The 17280-nt window shown below is 70.7% G+C and carries 14 protein-coding genes; 11 read left to right on the top strand and 3 right to left on the bottom strand.

The features are described 5' to 3' along the window. Positions 1 to 5: 5 nt before the first annotated feature. Entirely contained in the window at positions 6 to 293 is a 288-nt protein-coding gene (locus AC2EAQ_RS02190) for a hypothetical protein (RefSeq protein WP_484640070.1), read from the bottom strand. A 256-nt stretch (positions 294 to 549) separates the two neighbouring features. On the opposite strand from AC2EAQ_RS02190, the gene AC2EAQ_RS02185 reads away from it, so the two are divergent. From AC2EAQ_RS02185 to AC2EAQ_RS02160, 6 genes are read left to right on the top strand one after another with little or no spacing between them, the layout of a single operon-like run. After that, positions 550 to 3408 carry a 2-oxoglutarate dehydrogenase E1 component gene (locus tag AC2EAQ_RS02185; RefSeq protein ID WP_484640069.1) on the top strand — a complete coding sequence of 953 codons (2859 nt, stop codon included), beginning with the start codon at positions 550 to 552 and terminating at the stop codon, positions 3406 to 3408. 19 nt (positions 3409 to 3427) lie between these two features. Further along, positions 3428 to 4675: a 2-oxoglutarate dehydrogenase complex dihydrolipoyllysine-residue succinyltransferase gene (gene odhB / locus AC2EAQ_RS02180; RefSeq protein WP_484640067.1), complete on the top strand. Its 1248-nt coding sequence runs from the start codon at positions 3428 to 3430 to the stop codon at positions 4673 to 4675. Positions 4676 to 4688: 13 nt separating this feature from the next. After that, positions 4689 to 6107 (top strand): dihydrolipoyl dehydrogenase, encoded by a 1419-nt coding sequence (gene lpdA / locus AC2EAQ_RS02175; RefSeq protein ID WP_484640066.1) that lies wholly within the window; start codon positions 4689 to 4691, stop codon positions 6105 to 6107. A 14-nt stretch (positions 6108 to 6121) separates the two neighbouring features. Continuing rightward, a complete protein-coding gene (locus AC2EAQ_RS02170; RefSeq protein ID WP_484640065.1) occupies positions 6122 to 7777 on the top strand; it encodes a GGDEF domain-containing protein in 1656 nt (551 codons plus the stop codon). Further along, positions 7774 to 8874 carry a cell division protein ZapE gene (gene zapE / locus AC2EAQ_RS02165; RefSeq protein ID WP_484640064.1) on the top strand — a complete coding sequence of 367 codons (1101 nt, stop codon included), beginning with the start codon at positions 7774 to 7776 and terminating at the stop codon, positions 8872 to 8874. Before AC2EAQ_RS02170 ends, zapE begins: the two co-directional genes overlap by 4 nt. After that, the gene (locus AC2EAQ_RS02160; RefSeq protein WP_484640063.1) at positions 8852 to 9532 is read left to right on the top strand and encodes a hypothetical protein; all 681 of its coding nucleotides are present in this window, start codon (positions 8852 to 8854) and stop codon (positions 9530 to 9532) included. The genes zapE and AC2EAQ_RS02160 overlap by 23 nt, the downstream gene beginning before the upstream one ends. A 13-nt stretch (positions 9533 to 9545) precedes the next feature. On the opposite strand, the gene AC2EAQ_RS02155 is transcribed toward AC2EAQ_RS02160, so the two are convergent. Beyond that, positions 9546 to 10319 carry a PP2C family protein-serine/threonine phosphatase gene (locus AC2EAQ_RS02155; RefSeq protein ID WP_484640062.1) on the bottom strand — a complete coding sequence of 258 codons (774 nt, stop codon included), beginning with the start codon at positions 10317 to 10319 and terminating at the stop codon, positions 9546 to 9548. 94 nt (positions 10320 to 10413) lie between these two features. Here AC2EAQ_RS02155 and AC2EAQ_RS02150 point away from each other — a divergent pair, with 94 nt between their 5' ends. Then, positions 10414 to 10617 (top strand): YdcH family protein, encoded by a 204-nt coding sequence (locus AC2EAQ_RS02150; protein ID WP_484640060.1) that lies wholly within the window; start codon positions 10414 to 10416, stop codon positions 10615 to 10617. Positions 10618 to 10621: 4 nt separating this feature from the next. Further along, positions 10622 to 12637, top strand: a complete 2016-nt coding sequence (yoaA, locus tag AC2EAQ_RS02145) for a DNA repair helicase YoaA (RefSeq protein ID WP_484640058.1) — start codon at positions 10622 to 10624, stop codon at positions 12635 to 12637. Between the two features lie 13 nt (positions 12638 to 12650). Here yoaA and AC2EAQ_RS02140 read toward each other — a convergent pair whose 3' ends face one another. Beyond that, the gene (locus tag AC2EAQ_RS02140; RefSeq protein WP_484640057.1) at positions 12651 to 13448 is read right to left on the bottom strand and encodes an outer membrane protein assembly factor BamD; all 798 of its coding nucleotides are present in this window, start codon (positions 13446 to 13448) and stop codon (positions 12651 to 12653) included. A gap of 28 nt (positions 13449 to 13476) precedes the next feature. Between AC2EAQ_RS02140 and AC2EAQ_RS02135 the strand changes: the two genes are divergently transcribed. From AC2EAQ_RS02135 to AC2EAQ_RS02125, 3 genes are all read left to right on the top strand, one after another. After that, entirely contained in the window at positions 13477 to 14445 is a 969-nt protein-coding gene (locus tag AC2EAQ_RS02135) for an RluA family pseudouridine synthase (RefSeq protein ID WP_484640056.1), read from the top strand. Positions 14446 to 14617: 172 nt separating this feature from the next. Then, entirely contained in the window at positions 14618 to 15277 is a 660-nt protein-coding gene (gene scpB / locus AC2EAQ_RS02130; RefSeq protein ID WP_484640055.1) for an SMC-Scp complex subunit ScpB, read from the top strand. Between the two features lie 344 nt (positions 15278 to 15621). After that, positions 15622 to 17241 carry a pseudouridine synthase gene (locus tag AC2EAQ_RS02125; protein ID WP_484640053.1) on the top strand — a complete coding sequence of 540 codons (1620 nt, stop codon included), beginning with the start codon at positions 15622 to 15624 and terminating at the stop codon, positions 17239 to 17241. Positions 17242 to 17280: the final 39 nt, after the last annotated feature.

The raw sequence follows: 17280 nt of genomic DNA, 5'->3' as shown, positions 1-17280 counted from the left end.
GCGGGTCAGGCCGCTTCGACCTCGGCGTCCGAGTCGCAGCCCCGGCCCGCGGCGATCCAGCGCCGCGCCAGCGCTGCCCAGGGACCCGGGCGGTCCGTGACCGCGCCGCACACATAGCGACTCGACGTGGCCGACCAGCGCAGCTGGCGGCAGGGGCCGCGCCGCTTCAGGCTCAGCAGCATGCCCAGCGGGCAGGGCTCGGCCATGCAGCACACGCCGCACCCGTTGCATGCCGCGCCCGCGGCGGGCTTGGCCGGTGCATGGGCGTGGATGGCGATGACACGGGCGTTCATCCCGCCAGCTTGCGCCTCGCCTGCGGCCGTCGAAGCACCGACGAAGTGCAAGAACCTGCCGCTTTTGTCAATTTGGCGCCAGACTGAGGTGATAGAGTGCCGGGCTTGAACTGATCGGTCCTTCCACACCCTTGCCACTGGCCGCAGGCCCGTTGATGCAAGGCGGAAACGCTAGTCCGCCCACCGGTGAAGCCGGGTCGCGGAAGGTTGTGCAACCCATCTCATCCGCGCAGACCGCGGTGAAAGGTGAGCGAAGATGATGCAACAGTACAGGTCCAATTCGTACCTGTTCGGGGGCAATGCGCCCTACGTCGAGGAACTCTACGAGGCCTACCTCGACAACCCGGGCAGCGTGCCCGACAACTGGCGCGCCTACTTCGACCGGCTGCAGAACGTGCCGGCTGTCGACGGCTCTGAAAGCCGCGACGTGGCCCACGCGCCCGTCATCGAATCCTTCGCCCAGCGTGCCAAGGCCAATGCCTTCGCTCTCAAGGCCAGCGAGGCCGACCTCGCGGTCGCGCGCAAGCAGGTCCATGTCCAGTCGCTGATCGCGGCCTACCGGTTCCTCGGCAGCCGCTGGGCCGACCTGGACCCGCTCAAGCGCACCGAGCGCCCCAAGATCCCCGAACTCGAACCGGCGTTCTACGACCTGTCCGAGTCCGACCTCGACATCAGCTTTTCGGCCGCCAACACGTACTTTTCGAAGGCCGAGAACATGACCCTGCGCGAGATCGTGCAGGCGCTGCGCGACACCTACTGCCGCAGCATCGGCGCCGAGTTCATGCACTGCACCGAGCCGGTGGAGAAGCGCTGGTGGCAGGAGCGCCTGGAAAGCGCCCGCAGCACGCCCACCTTCACCGCCGACGAGAAGCGTCACATCCTGGACCGCCTGACCGCGGCCGAGGGCCTGGAGCGCTACCTGCACACCAAGTACGTCGGCCAGAAGCGCTTCTCGCTCGAGGGCGGCGAGAGCTTCATCGCGTCGATGGACGAGCTGGTGCAGCGCGCCGGCGGGAAGGGCGTGCAGGAGATCGTCATCGGCATGGCCCACCGCGGACGCCTGAACGTGCTGGTCAACACCCTGGGCAAGATGCCCAAGGACCTGTTCGCCGAGTTCGACCACACCGCGCCCGAGGCCCTGCCTTCGGGCGACGTGAAGTACCACCAGGGCTTCTCGAGCGACCTGACCACGCCCGGCGGCCCGGTGCACCTGTCGCTGGCGTTCAACCCGTCGCACCTGGAGATCGTCAACCCGGTGGTCGAGGGCAGCGTCAAGGCGCGCCAGGACCGTCGCGGCGACAAGGCCGGCGACCAGGTGCTGCCGGTGCTGGTGCACGGCGACGCCGCCTTCGCCGGCCAGGGCGTCGTGATGGAGACGCTGGCCCTGGCCCAGACCCGCGGCTACTACACCGGCGGCACGGTCCACATCGTCATCAACAACCAGATCGGCTTCACCACCAGCGACCCGCGCGACAGCCGCTCCACGCTGTACTGCTCCGACGTGGTCAAGATGATCGAGGCGCCGGTGCTGCACGTGAACGGCGACGACCCCGAGGCCGTGGTGTGGTGCACCCAGCTGGCGATGGACTACCGCCAGCAGTTCAAGAAGGACGTGGTCGTCGACATCATCTGCTTCCGCAAGCTGGGCCACAACGAGCAGGACACGCCCAGCCTGACGCAGCCGCTGATGTACAAGAAGATCGCGCAGCACCCGGGCACGCGCAAGCTCTACGGCGACAAGCTGGTGGCGCAGGGTGTGCTCGGCGAGACCGGCCCGGACGACATGGTCAAGGCCTACCGCGCCGCGATGGACGCTGGCCGCCACACGGTGGACCCGGTGCTGACCAACTTCAAGAGCAAGTACGCCGTCGACTGGGCGCCCTTCCTCGGCAAGAAGTGGACCGACGCAGCCGACACCGCGCTGCCGCTGGCCGAGATCAAGCGCCTGGCCGAGCGCATCACCACGCTGCCCAAGGACTTCAAGGCCCACTCGCTGGTCGAGAAGGTGCTGGCCGACCGCGCCGCGATGGGTCGCGGCGAGATCAACGTGGACTGGGGCATGGGCGAGCACCTCGCCTTCGCGTCTCTGGTGGCCAGCGGCTACCCGGTGCGCCTGTCGGGAGAGGACTGCGGGCGCGGCACGTTCACGCACCGCCACGCCGTGCTGCACGACCAGAACCGCGAGAAGTGGGACATCGGTACCTACGTGCCGCTGCAGAACGTGGCCGACGGCCAGGCGCCCTTCGTCGTGATCGATTCGATCCTGTCGGAGGAAGCCGTGCTCGGCTTCGAGTACGGCTACGCGTCGGCAGAGCCCAACACGCTGACGATCTGGGAAGCCCAGTTCGGCGACTTCGTCAACGGCGCGCAGGTGGTGATCGACCAGTTCATCGCCTCGGGCGAGGTGAAGTGGGGCCGGGTCAACGGCCTGACCCTGATGCTGCCGCACGGCTACGAAGGCCAGGGCCCGGAGCACAGCTCGGCGCGCCTGGAGCGCTTCATGCAGCTCGCCGCGGACAACAACATGCAGGTGGTGCAGCCCACCACGGCCAGCCAGATCTTCCATCTGCTGCGCCGCCAGATGGTGCGCATGTTCCGCAAGCCGCTGATCATCATGACGCCCAAGTCGCTGCTGCGCGCCAAGGACGCCACCTCGCCGCTGTCGGAGTTCACCAAGGGCGAGTTCCGCACCGTGATCGGCCCGTCGCGCAGCGAGGTGGAGCCCGACAAGGTCAAGCGCGTGATCGCCTGTTCGGGCAAGGTCGCCTACGACCTGATCAAGCGCCGCGACGAGAAGAAAGTCTGGGACGTGGCCATCGTGCGCGTGGAGCAGCTGTACCCGTTCCCGCACAAGGCGTTCTCCACGGAGATGAAGCGCTTCCCCAACGCCACCGAGGTGGTGTGGTGCCAGGACGAGCCGCAGAACCAGGGTGCCTGGTTCTTCGTGCAGCACTACATCCACGAGAACATGACCGACGGCCAGAAGCTCGGCTACGCCGGGCGCCCGGCCTCGGCCTCGCCCGCCGTGGGCTATGCGCACCTGCACGTCGAGCAGCAGAAGGCGCTGCTCGACCAGGCCTTCGGCAAGTTGAAGGGCTTCGTGCTCAGCAAGTAATCCGGAACGGAAAACAAAAATGGCAATCGTTGATGTCAAGGTCCCGCAACTGTCCGAATCGGTCGCGGAAGCCACGCTCCTGCAGTGGAAGAAGCAGCCCGGCGAAGCCGTGGCGCTGGACGAGATCCTGATCGAGATCGAGACCGACAAGGTCGTGCTCGAGGTGCCCGCGCCCGCGGCCGGCGTGCTGTCGCAGCACGTCGTGGCCGGCGGCGGCACGGTGGCGAGCGACCAGGTGATCGCGAAGATCGATACCGAGGCCAAGGCCGGCGCCGCCGCGCCGGCGGCCGCTCCCGCGGCTCCCGCCGCCGCGGCCCCGGCGCCCGCCGCGGCCGACAAGTCCGGCGTGGCGATGCCCGCGGCGGCCAAGCTGATGGCCGACAACAAGCTGGCCGCCGGCTCGGTGGCCGGCACCGGCCGCGACGGCCGCGTCACCAAGGGCGACGTGCTCGGCGCGCTGGCGGCGCCTGCCGCGGCCCCGGCAGCGGCGCCGGCCGTGGCTGCAGCGCCCGCCGTCGCGCGGCCGCTGCCCCCGGTGGCGCCTCCGGCGGCGATGAACCTGGGCGACCGGCCCGAGCAGCGCGTTCCGATGAGCCGCCTGCGCGCCCGCGTGGCCGAGCGCCTTCTGCAGTCGCAGGCCACCAACGCCATCCTCACCACGTTCAACGAGGTGAACATGGCGCCGGTGATGGAGATGCGCAAGAAGTTCCAGGAGCGCTTCGAGAAGGAGCACGGCGTCAAGCTCGGCTTCATGAGCTTCTTCGTCAAGGCGGCGGTCGCCGCGCTGAAGAAGTACCCGGTGCTCAACGCCAGCGTCGACGGCAACGACATCGTCTACCACGGCTACTTCGACATCGGCATCGCGGTGGGTTCGCCGCGCGGCCTGGTGGTGCCGATCCTGCGCAATGCCGACCAGATGAGCTTCGCCGACGTCGAGAAGAAGATCGCCGAGTACGGCAAGAAGGCCGGCGAGGGCAAGCTGTCGATCGAGGAGCTGTCCGGCGGCACGTTCTCCATCTCCAACGGCGGCGTGTTCGGCTCGATGCTGTCCACGCCGATCATCAACCCGCCGCAGTCGGCCATCCTGGGGGTGCACGCCACCAAGGACCGCGCGGTGGTGGAGAACGGGCAGGTCGTGGTGCGCCCGATCAACTACCTCGCGATGAGCTACGACCACCGCATCATCGACGGCCGCGAGGCCGTGCTCGGCCTGGTGGCGATGAAGGAAGCGCTGGAAGACCCGGCGCGCCTGCTGTTCGACATCTGACCGGGGCCACGCCATGAGCAAGCAATTCGACGTGGTCGTCATCGGTGGCGGCCCCGGCGGCTACATCGCCGCCATCCGTGCCGCGCAGCTGGGCTTCAACACCGCCTGCATCGACGACTGGAAGAACGCCAAGGGCGGCCCGGCCCCGGGCGGCACCTGCACCAACGTGGGCTGCATCCCGAGCAAGGCGCTGCTGCAGTCCAGCGAGTACTTCGACCACGCTGGCCACGCATTTGCCGACCACGGCATCGGCCTGAAGGACCTGGCGATCGACGTCAAGAAGATGATCGCCCGCAAGGACGCCGTCGTGAAGCAGAACAACGACGGCATCCTCTACCTGTTCAAGAAGAACAAGGTGAGCTTCTTCCACGGCCGCGGCTCGTTCGTGAAGGCGGCAGCCGACGGCTGGGAGATCCAGGTCGGCGACGAGATCCTGGTCGGGCGCCACGTCATCGTGGCCACCGGGTCCAGCGCGCGCGCGCTGCCGGGCGTGCCCTTCGACGAGGAACGCGTGCTCTCCAACGACGGCGCGCTGCGCATCGGCGCGGTGCCCAAGACGCTGGGCCTGATCGGCTCGGGCGTCATCGGCCTGGAGATGGGCTCGGTGTGGCGCCGTCTGGGCTCCGAGGTCACGGTGCTGGAGGCGCTGCCCACCTTCCTGGGGGCCGTGGACGAGCAGATCGCCAAGGAAGCGCACAAGGCGTTCACGAAGCAGGGCCTGAAGATCGAGCTCGGCGTGAAGGTGGGTGACATCAAGGCCGGCAAGACCGGCGTGAGCGTGGCCTACACCAATGCCAAGGGCGAGGCCGCGACGCTGGACGTCGAGCGCCTGATCGTCTCGATCGGCCGCGTGCCCAACACCGCGGGCCTCAATGCCGAGGGCGTGGGCCTGATGCTCGACCAGCGCGGCGCCATCGTGGTGGACGACGACTGCCGCACCAACCTCGCCAACGTGTGGGCGGTGGGCGACGTGGTGCGCGGCCCGATGCTCGCGCACAAGGCCGAGGAGGAGGGCGTGGCGGTGGCCGAGCGCATCGCGGGCCAGCATGGCCACGTCAACTTCAACACCATCCCCTGGGTCATCTACACCAGCCCGGAGATCGCGTGGGTCGGCGAGACCGAGCAGCAGCTCAAGGCGCGTGGCGCGGCCTACAAGGCAGGCACGTTCCCGTTCCTGGCCAACGGCCGCGCCCGCGCGCTGGGCGACACCACCGGCATGGTCAAGATGCTGGCCGACGCGCACACCGACGAGATCCTCGGCGTGCATATCGTCGGCCCCAGCGCGTCCGAGCTGATCGCCGAGGCCGTCGTGGCGATGGAGTTCAAGGCCAGCAGCGAGGACATCGCCCGCATCTGCCACGCCCATCCGTCGCTGTCGGAGTCGACCAAGGAAGCGGCGCTGGCGGTCGACAAGCGCACGCTGAACTTCTGATTCGCGAGTCCGGCATGAGTGCCGCCGAGCCGCTGGGGACACTGGCCGATGCCCGGACATCGGCCCTTGCCGGGCGGATCGAGGCAAGTCGGGAGATGTTGATCGCGGGGCGCCATGTCGAAGGCGAGGCCGCCGCGGTGGCCGTCTACGACGAGGCGGTGGCGCAAATGCAGCCGGCTCTGGCAGCACAGGCGGCCTTGCTCGTGGCCAAGGTCAAGGCCAACGCTACGCAATCGGCTCTGGCGATCGAGTGGTCGCAGCGGGCGGTGGCCGCCGCACGCGCCAGCGGCGAGCGGTCCGTGCAGGCGGTGGCGTGGGTGGTTCTGGCCGGCGCGGCCGCCGAAGCGGATCGGCCCCAGGAGGCATTGGCGGCGGCAGACCAGGCGCTGTCGCTGGTTGACGACCACGCACCGTCGAGTGTGCGCCGCGGCGTGTTCACGGGGCTGATGATCACCTACAACGCCCTGGGGCTGTCGCCCCGGGCACTGCCTGCGGCGCGCCGCGTGCTGGCGGCCGAGCTGACCGAAGGGGACGAACTCGACCGCATCAGGGCACGCTGGAACCTGCTCGTCACCGGCCTCAAGGCCTGCCGCCATTTCGACCTGGTCGACCCGTCCCGCTCGAAGTCCACGCTCGACGAACTGTTGCAGGAGGTCGAGCCACTGATTGCCGAAGCCCGGTCCGCGGCCAACGCGGTGCTGCTTGCAGGCGCACTGCATGACGCAGGCCAGGTGCTGGCCAGGGCCGGGCGGCGCGTCGATGGCCTTGCACTGATGGAGGAAGCCAGTCGCATCAACGTCGAGGAGCCCGCGGAGGTTCTGTCGACGCGATGGCTGGATCTGGCGAGAGTGCAGCGGGAGGCCGGGGACCTCGACGCGGCACAGCGCAGCACGGCCTGCGCGCTTGCGCTGTCGTCGCGCATCGATCCGAGCACGGCGGCTCAGGATATCGAGGTTCAGGTCATGCTGGCGGAGGCCGCGGGAAACCATGCTGCGGCACTCGAGCTGCATCGTCGTTTCCATGCCCGCCTGGTCCATCACGTCATTGCGGCGTTTGAGCATCAGGTGGCCGAGATGGCGGCCCGGCTGGAGACGCAGACGCTGAGGCTGGAGAACATCGACCTCAGGGAACGCAATCGGGACCTGGCCGACGATGCGCGCCGATGGAGCGAGGTGGCCCGCATCGACGCCCTCACCGGGGTGCTGACACGCGGTGCGCTCGAGGCCGCGTACGCGTCGCTGCAGGGCCAGAGGATGCCTTTTGCGCTACTGCTGGTCGATGTCGACCGATTCAAGGCCATCAACGACCAGCACTCCCATGTGGTGGGCGACGAGGTGCTTCGACGCATCGGGGCCTTGCTTCGCGAGGAGCTGCGAGACCCGGACATCGTGGGGCGCTATGGCGGCGAGGAGTTCGCGGTCCTGGTCACGCGCGTCGACGCGGAGACTGCGGTGGCCGTGGCCGATCGGCTGCGGCGCCGCGTCGGTACCTGCCGCTGGAGCGAAGTTGCGCCAGGCATCGACGTGACTCTCAGTGGCGGTCTGGTCATGGCAGGGTCGGGCGAGGACTTCGCATCGGCCGTGGCCCGCGCCGATGCCTTGCTCTACCGCGCCAAGCGCGACGGGCGGGACCGCCTGCATGCCGATGCGGGTGCAGGGGAACATCGGTGACGGGTGTCGCCGAACTGTATCGGCGCACCTTGGAGGAGCGCGGCTTCAGCGCCGACTCCGCCCAACTGGCCGCCATCGCGGCGCTGGAGCGCTGCGAGAACGAGTGGATCGCCTACAAGGCGCGCCGTGCCAACGCGGTGACCAAGATGCTGGTGCGGCCGCCGATCCCGCGCGGCGTCTACATGTGGGGCGGCGTCGGGCGCGGCAAGAGCTTTCTGATGGACTGCTTCTACCAGTCCGTGCCGCTGACGCGCAAGACGCGCCTGCACTTCCATGAGTTCATGCGCGAGGTGCACCGCGAGCTGCAGGAGCTCAAGGGCATGGCCGACCCGCTGGACGAGCTGGGTCGGCGCATCGCGCGGCGCTTCCGGCTGATCTGCTTCGACGAGTTCCACGTTGCCGACGTCACCGACGCGATGATCCTGCACCGGCTGCTGGCGGCACTGTTCGCCAACCGGGTGTCGATCGTGACCACGTCGAACTTCCATCCCGACGGGCTGTATCCGAACGGCCTGCACCGCGACCGGATCCTGCCGGCCATCGAGCTGCTGAAGGAGAAGCTCGAGATCGTCAATGTCGATGCCGGCACCGACTACCGCCGGCGCACGCTGGAGCAGGCCCGGCTGTACCACTGCCCGCTGGGCCCCGAGGCCGAAGCGGAACTGACGCGCATGTTCGAGGAACTGGCCGAGGCGCGGGACGAGGAGCCGGTGCTCTACATCGAGCACCGCGAGATCACCGCGCGCCGCAAGGCGGGGGGCGTGGTCTGGTTCGACTTCAAGTGGCTGTGCGGCGGCCCGCGCTCGCAGAACGACTATCTCGAGATCGCGACGCGGTTCCACACGCTCATCCTGTCCAACGTGCCGCACATGCCGCCACGCATGGCCAGCGAGGCGCGGCGCTTCACCTGGCTCGTGGACGTGCTGTACGACCGGCGCGTCAAGCTCATCATGTCGGCCGAGGTGCCGCCCGAGCAGCTCTACACCGAAGGCCCGCTGGCGCACGAGTTCCCGCGCACGGTGTCGCGCCTGGTGGAGATGCAGTCGGCCGAGTTCCTGGCACTGGACCGTCGTCATGTCGACACGTCGCTTACCTGAGCTGCTGATCGCATTGGCGCTGGGCGCCGGCGCGAGTTCGACGCCGGTGTCTGCAGCCGAACCGGCCCGCGTGGCCGCGTCCGCCCCTTCTGCTGCCTCGTCCACCCCGGCCGCCTCGGCGTCGCAGGAGCGTGCACGCATCGCGCGCGAGATGGCCGACGTCAATGCCCGGGCCCGCAGCGCCGAGGCCGCCTGTGCCCAGCAGTTCGCGGTGTCGTCCTGCCTGGCCCAAGTGCGCTCCGAGCGGCGCCTGGCCCTGCGCCAGCTCGAGCGTCAGCGGGCCGTGCTCGACGACGCGCAACGCCGCGAGAAGGCCGCCCAGCGCGTCGACCGCGTTCGCCAGCGGCAGGAGCAGTCTGCGAAGGACGATGCCCGTCCCCGGGTGGAGGTGCGCACGCGCGGCGCCGACCCGAAGCCCGGCGGGGCGCCGGTGCCGGCGGCGACGGAGCGCCCTGAGTCAGACACCGAGCGGGCCACGAAGGCGGCCGCCGCCGCGTCGGCGGCGCAGGCCCAGGCGGCCCGACGGGTCGAGGCGGCCGCGCGGCGGGCCAGCGAAGCGCAGGCTCATCGGGACGCGGTCGAGCAGCGTCAACGCGAGCGGGCCGCCAGCGGTCGGGTTGCAGCGCCCCTGCCGGTGCCGGCTTCAGCACCCCGCTAGCGCGTGCGGGGCCTCAGCGGTCCAGCGGCTCGACGCGCACGAGCGCCAGCGACAGGTTGTCGCCACCGCCACGGGCGCGCTGGCGCGCCTTGGACACCAGCATTTCGCTGGCTTCGCGTGCGGGCAGGGTATGGACGATCGCCCCCAGCTCCTTGGGCGTGAAGTAGTGCCACAGGCCGTCGCTGCAGGCCAGCACGCTGTCGCCGATCTCGAGCTGGCCGAGATTGCGCGCGGCCACCGGCGGATCCTGGTGCGTGCCGAGGCAGCCCGTCAGCAGGTTCGACTGCGGATGCGAGTTGGCTTCTTCCTCGGTGATCTGGCCTTCGTCGATCAGGCGTTGGACGAAGGAATGGTCCACCGTGCGGCTGACCAGATCGGGACCGCGGAAGTGATAGACGCGCGAGTCGCCGGCATGGACCACGTCGCACTGCCGGTTGGGCCCGACCACGAAGGCGGCCAGCGTGCTGTGCGGCTCCTCCTCGGCGGTGATGGCCGTCAGCTTGATCATCAGGTGCGCCTCCTCGACCATCTGGCGCAGCAGGTCGGCGGGCTCGTCCTTCTCGGGCACGTAGCGTTCGTACAGCTGTCGCGCCACCATGATCACCTGGTCGGCCGCCTTGCGGCCGCCGCTCTTGCCTCCCATGCCGTCGGCCAGCACGGCCAGCGCACAGCCCGGCACCCGGCCATGGGCGATGAGCTCGACCTGGTCCTGCTGATACTGCCGGTCGCCGCGATGCATCGCAGTGGCCGCGTTCAGGCGGTAGGCGATGGCGGAGGAGGTGGACATTCAGCCAATATACGGGAAGGGCTGCCCGCAGGCCGTTTCGTGCACGCCGGGACGTGAAGTACTGCCGCGCGTCTAAACTCGTCGCCACCGGGCCATGGACGACAACCTTCACTCGCCGCAGCGGCGCCTCATCGAACTGCGGATGGAACACGCGGACCTCGACAGCCTGATCGACCGCACGGCCGACCAGCCGCCGATGGACGACCTGGCCCTGCGTCGACTGAAGAAGCGTCGGCTGCTGCTGCGCGACCAGATCGCCTGCCTCGAGGCGCAGGTCGATCCGCCCGAGCCCGCCTGACGTGATGTTCGACGCGTCCGTTGCGGCCCAGCCCTCCCTCGAGGCGCTGGTGGTCCAGGCCTTCGCCGCCGACGGCGCCCTGGCCCAGGCCGAGCCCGCCTATGCCCAGCGCGACGTGCAGCAGCAGTTCGCCGTGGCGGTGGCCCGAGCGATCGACGGGCGCGAGGCGCTGGTGGCCGAGGCCGGCACCGGTGTCGGCAAGACCTACGCCTACCTCGTGCCGGTGCTGCTGTCGGGGCGCAGGGCGCTGGTATCGACCGCCACCAAGAGCCTGCAGGACCAGCTGTTCCTGCGCGATCTGCCGCGTCTGGTGCAGGCCCTGGGCGTGCCCGCGCGCGTGGCCCTGCTCAAGGGACGGTCCAGCTACCTGTGCACGCATCGCCTGGGCCAGGCGCGCCTGGCGGGTGCGCCTGGGGGGCCTGCCGCGCTGCCGGACCGCTTCGCCGTGCGGGCCCTGGCCCGCATCGAGGCCTGGGCCCCTGGTACCCGCACCGGGGACCTCGCCGAGATCGAGGGTCTCGACGACCGGTCGCCCGTGATCCCGCTCGTGACGTCCACGCGCGACAACTGTCTCGGGTCGGACTGTCCGCAGTTCGCCGCCTGCCACGTGGTGCGGGCGCGGCGCGAGGCGATGGCGGCGGACCTCGTGGTCGTCAACCACCACCTGTTCTTCGCCGACATCGCGCTGCGCGACACGGGGGTGGCCGAACTGCTGCCGAGCGTGGAAGTCGCGGTGTTCGACGAGGCGCATCAGCTGGTGGACACCGGCGTGCAATTCCTCGGTCGCGTGCTGGGCACGGCTCAGGCGCTGGACCTGGCGCGCGATCTGCTCGCCGTGGGTCAGACGCAGGCGCGCGGGCTGACCGACTGGCCGGGCATCGCCAGCGCGCTCGACCGCGCGGCGCGCGATCTGCGGCTGGCCGCGGCCGGGCCGCTGCGGGAGGTGCGGGCCCTGCTGAAGTTGCGCTGGGCCGATCGCGCCGGCCAGGCGGCGTTCGGCGACGCGGTGGCCGCGGTGGCGGCCGCCGCCGATCTGGCAGCCGAGGCGACGCAGGCGCTGATCGACGTCGGCCCGGACATGGCCCGCCTGCAGGAGCGGGCGCTGGAGCTGGCGCAGTCGGCGCGTTTGTTCGAGACGCAGGCCGAGCCCGACCGGGTGCGCTGGATCGACCTGTCGGCCCATTCGGTGCGGCTCGTGGAGTCGCCGCTCGACATCCGCGACATGCTGACCGAGCAGCGGGCGCGCGCGCCGAAGGCCTGGGTGTTCACGTCCGCGACGCTGGGCGACGACGAGGCGCTGACGTGGTTTACGCGCGCGGCCGGGCTGGAGGGCGAGGCAAGCACCCTGCGCCTGGGCAGCCCGTTCGACTATGCCGCCCACGCGCGGCTGTACGTGCCCGATCGGTTTCCCAAGCCCAACGAGGCCGGCCATGCCGAGGCGGTGGCGGGCCTGGCTGCGCGTTGCGCGGCCGCGCTGCGGGGTCGAACCTTCGTGCTGACCACGACTTTACGGGCGCTGCCCGTCGTGGCCGAGACGCTCCGGCAGGGCCTCGACGCCGCCGGTGCGTCCGATGTGGAAGTGCTCGTGCAGGGCAGTGGCCCCAAGCGGGCGCTGCTGCAGCGCTTCCTGGCGGCGCGGGCCGCGGTGCTGGTGGGGTCGCAGACGTTCTGGGAGGGCATCGACGTGCCGGGCGATGCGCTGCAGTGCGTCATCATCGACAAGCTGCCGTTCCCGCCGCCCAACGACCCGCTGGTGGAGGCGCGCGTGAAGCGGGTCGAAGCCGCCGGCGGCCGGCCCTTCGACGAGTGCTTCGTCGCCGACGCAGCGGTGTCGCTCAAGCAGGGCGCAGGGCGCCTGGTGCGAAGCGAGACCGACCGAGGCTTGCTCGTGGTGTGCGACCCGCGGATGGCCCGGATGCCCTACGGCCGCCGCCTGATCGCGGCGCTGCCGCCGATGACGAGGGTGGAGGACGAGGCCGGGGCCCTGGCGTGGCTGGGCGAGCTGGCGGCGGCCCATTGAGGGCCGCCGGGGCTCACCAGAACTGCCACCAGGCCTTGTCGCGCTGGCGCAGGCCCTCGCGCAGATGACGGCTGTTCGGGAAGTTGCGTTCCAGCACGCGCAGGGTGTCGGCCTGGAGCGATTTCAGGCCGAGCTGCTCGTAGCTCGCCACCAGCACGTACAGCGCTTCCTCGTTGGACGGCGTGCGCGGGTACTCCTGGATCACCGTCTGGGCCCGGTTCACCGCCGCCACGTAGGCGCCGCGCCGGAAGTAGTAGCGTGCCACGTGCAGCTCGTACTCCGCCAGCGCGTTGACGATGTAGTCCATCCGCGCCTTGGCATCGCTGGCGTAGCGCGACTGCGGGAACTGCTCGACCACCTGGCGGAAGGCCTGGAACGCCTCGCGCGAGGCCTGCTGGTCGCGCTCCGACAGGTCCTGCCGGGAGATCGCCGACATCACGCCCAGGTTGTCGTTGAAGTTGACCACGCCGCGCAGGTAGTACGCATAGTCCAGCGCCGGGCTCGACGGGTGGAGGCGGATGAAGCGATCCAGCGTGGCCAGTGCCTTCGCCCGCTCGCCCGATCGGTACTCGGCATAGGCGAGGTCGAGCGACGCCTGCTGCGACAGCAGCGTGCCCGCGGCGCGGCCCTCGATGCGCTCGAAGATCTTGGCGGCGCGGTCGTACGCGCCGCTGGCCATCTCGTCCTTGCCGTCTGCGTACAATTTTTCGACGGCCTGCGTCGAGTTCGGGTCTTCCTTCGGCGGCGAGCTGCAGCCACCCACGGCCAGGAGCGCCGCCAGGAACAGGAGCGGCGAGATGCGTCGGATCATGGTGCGCGAGGGGCCGGAGACCAACCCCATGTCCTCTGAGGAAAACGGCGCCGATTATAGGGACGCGATCACGGACGACCCGGCGGAGTCGGTCATCGAGACACGCCGCTTCGGCGTGGACGACGCGCTGCATGGCCAGCGACTGGACAAGGCGCTGGTCCGGCACGCGCCGGAGTTCTCGCGCAGCCACCTGCAGACGCTCATCGCGCGCGGGCTGGTCCTTGTCGATGGCGACGCGGCGCGCACGGCGTCCCGACGGCTGCGCGCCGGCCAGCAGGTGAGCGTCGAGCTGTGCCCGACCGACGAGAGCCAGGCCTTCGTGCCGCAGCCGATGGCCTTGAACGTGGTGTTCGAGGACGAGCACCTGCTCGTGATCGACAAGCCGGCGGGGTTGGTGGTGCATCCGGCACCGGGCCATTGGCAGGGCACGTTGCTCAACGGCCTGTTGGCGCGCTATCCCGCGGCGTCGAGGCTGGCGCGGGCGGGCATCGTGCATCGCCTCGACAAGGACACGTCGGGCCTGATGGTGGTGGCGCGCACGCTGGAGGCGATGACGGCGCTGACCCGGGCGATCGCCGCCCGCGAGGTCCGGCGCGAGTACCTGGCCCTGGCGCATGGCGAGGTGCCGGCCGAGCCGTTCTCCATCGACGCCCCGATCGATCGCGACCCGGTGTCGAGGGTGCGCATGGCGGTCCGGACCGGCGGCCGGGCCTCGCGCACCGACGTCGAGCGCCTCGGTTTCGACGGTGCCGTCAGCGCGCTGCGATGCCGCCTGCACACCGGACGCACGCACCAGATTCGGGTGCATCTGGCCTGGCGGGGCCATCCGCTGGTGGCGGACACCCTCTACGGCGGCAAGCCGGCGCTGGGTCTGACGCGCCAGGCGCTGCATGCCCAGCGCCTGGGCTTCGTCCATCCCGTGTCGGGAGGGGTATTGGGCTTCGAGGCGCCGTTGCCGCCGGACCTGTCCGAGGCCTGGGGGCGGGTGACTCGCTAGTGCGGGGCACGGGGCTGCCGCTACAATCGCCCGCAAACGTCCCGAGCCGCCAAGCGCGCCGGGGCCGGCCCGCCCAGGGCCGCTCGCGCCCGATGGGCACACCCGCTCCACGGGCCCGCTCTGCAACCCCAGCCCCGGTGCCGACCGTTCGGTACCCACGCACGCCGCCCCCATGAATACGCCGGAGGCCAAGCGCGTCCTCGAAACCGCGCTCATCTGTGCCCAGCAGCCGCTGCCCTTGTCGGCGATGCGGCAGCTGTTCGCCGACCAGGTCGGCACCGACACGATCAAGAGCCTGCTCGACGAGCTGGTGCGCGACTGGGAAGGGCGGGGCGTCGAACTGGTGCCGCTGGCGACGGGCTGGCGTTTCCAGAGCCGGCCCGAGCTGCGCGAGTACCTCGACCGACTGCACCCGGAGAAGCCGCCGAAGTACTCGCGCGCGGTGCTCGAAACCCTGGCCATCGTCGCCTACCGGCAGCCGGTGACCCGGGGCGACATCGAGGACATCCGCGGCGTGGCCGTGGGTTCGCAGATCGTCAAGCAGCTCGAGGACCGCGGCTGGATCGAGGCCATCGGCCACCGCGAGGCGCCGGGGCGCCCGGCGCTGTATGCCACCACGCGCCACTTCCTCGACGACCTCGGGCTGGCCAGCCTGGACCAGCTCCCTGCGCTCGACGGGCCCGACGGCGGTGTCGACCGCATGGCCCAGGCCCTGGCCGATCAGCCCGGCCTCATCGACAGCGAGGTGGCCCCGGACGGCCAGGCCTCGCTGGCGCTCGACCTCCCTGAAACCGATGCCACCGGCGAGCCGATCGCCCCCTCCGCACCATGAACGACCCCACTCGCGACGACGACGCGCCTCCGACTCCTGCGGCGGGCGACGACGCGCCCCGCGCCGACCGCCCCCGGCGGCGCCGCGGTCCGCGGGCGTCCAAGGGTGAAGGCGGTGGCGTCGAGTCGGCGGCCCCGGTGTCCGATGCGGACGCTGCTGACGGCGACCACACCACCGAAGGCGAGGGGCCTGCGGCGGCCGACGGCGGCGCCGGGTCCGGTCCGGACGACGCCGGCCGGCCGCGTCGCAAGCGGCGCCGTGGCCGCAAGGGGCGGGGTTCGCGCGAAGGTGGCGATGCACCGGCGGACAGCGCCCCCCCGTCGACGGTCGACCCTGCCTTGCCCATGCCCGACGCGGGCGCCGTCTTCGCCACGGTGACGGCAGGCGAGTTCGACTCCGAGAGTGCCGATGACCCGGCCCCCGCGGAGGCGGGCGAAGGGTCGGTGCCGGTGGCCGATGGCGCGGCTGCCGAGGGTGCCGCGACGGCGCCCGAGCGCCGGATCCTCGCGCCGGATGCGGACGCCCCGAAGCTCCAGAAGGTGCTGGCGCAGTCGGGCCTCGGCTCGCGCCGCGACCTCGAGCAGATGATCGCGGACGGCCGCGTGACCGTGAACGACGAGAAGGCCCATGTCGGGCAGCGCGTGTCGTGGGGCGACCGCGTCGCCATCGACGGCAAGGTGGTGCGCGTGCGCATCGCGCCGCTGCCGACCCGCGTGCTGGCCTACCACAAGCCGGTCGGCGAGGTCGTCACGCTGGACGATCCGGAAGGCCGTCCGACCGTGTTCCGCAACCTGCCGAGGCTGCCGCAGGGCAAGTGGCAGTCGGTCGGACGCCTGGACATCAATACCGAAGGCCTGCTGCTGTTCACCACGTCCGGGGAGCTGGCCAACCGGCTGATGCATCCTCGCTTCGGCATCGAGCGCGAGTACGCGGTGCGCGTGCTCGGACAGCTCACCGACGACAGCCGGTCGCGGCTGCTGGCCGGAGTCCCGATCGACGGCCAGCCGGCATCGTTCCTGCGCATCGAGGACGGCGGTGGCGAGGGGGTCAATCACTGGTACCGCGTGGTGATCGCCGAGGGCCGACACCGCGAGGTGCGACGGCTGTTCGACGCCGTCGGCCTGGCGGTCAGCCGCCTGATCCGCATCCGCTACGGCGCCATCGTGCTGCCGCGGGGCCTCAAGCGCGGCCGGTTCGTCGATCTGGCCGAGGACGACGTGAAGCTGCTGCGCCGCCTGACGGGGTTGGGGGTGCGGGGCGAGGGCACACCGGCCCGCAAGGAAGGTCGCGGCGCTGCGCGTCGCGACGACGGGGCCGCCCCGAAGCCGCCGCGACGAGAGCGCGAGCGCGAGATGCCGTCGCCGCTGACGACGTCGGCGCCGGTGCCGGGCAAGAAGCGGCGTGGCTCCAAGCATTCGTTGCACGAGGGCTTCGGCGACGCGGCGCTGCGGGCGCGCGAGGACGACTTCGCCGAGCACGACGAGGCCGCGCAGCCGGCGGACAACCTGGACTTCACCAACATCCCGAATCCGCTGCAGCAGACGTTCGACCGTCGCGCCCTGCGCGAGGCGCAGCGCCCGCAGCGCGAGATCGCCGACGACGGCCCGATCCCGAATCCGTTGCAGCAGACCTACGACCAGCGTGCCCTCAAGGCGGCGCGCACCCCGCAGCGGGTGGTCGAGGACGACGACGGTCCGATTCCCAATCCGCTGCAGCAGACCTACGACAAGCGCTTCAACAAGGGCGGCGCGCCGGTGGGTCCGGGCGGCGGCGGTGGCGGCCGGGGCCGGGCCGGCGGCAGCAAGAAGCGCGGCGCCCGCCCGGCCGGCGGTGCGGGTGGTGCCCAGCCGGATCCGATGCGCACGGCGGTCGGCTACATCGGCGCCGACGCTTTCCTGGGCAAGAAGGGCGGCGGCGGTGGTGGTGGCCGCGGCCGGCGTGGCGGGCCGCGCAAGCCGCGCTGAGCGCGGTCGGGCGGCAGGTTCACGAGATACAATTCAAGG

This window comes from Aquabacterium sp. T101 (genome assembly GCF_057219775.1).
The sequence above is the reverse complement of the archived record's forward strand: the minus strand, read 5'-3'. Positions and strand labels throughout refer to the sequence as shown.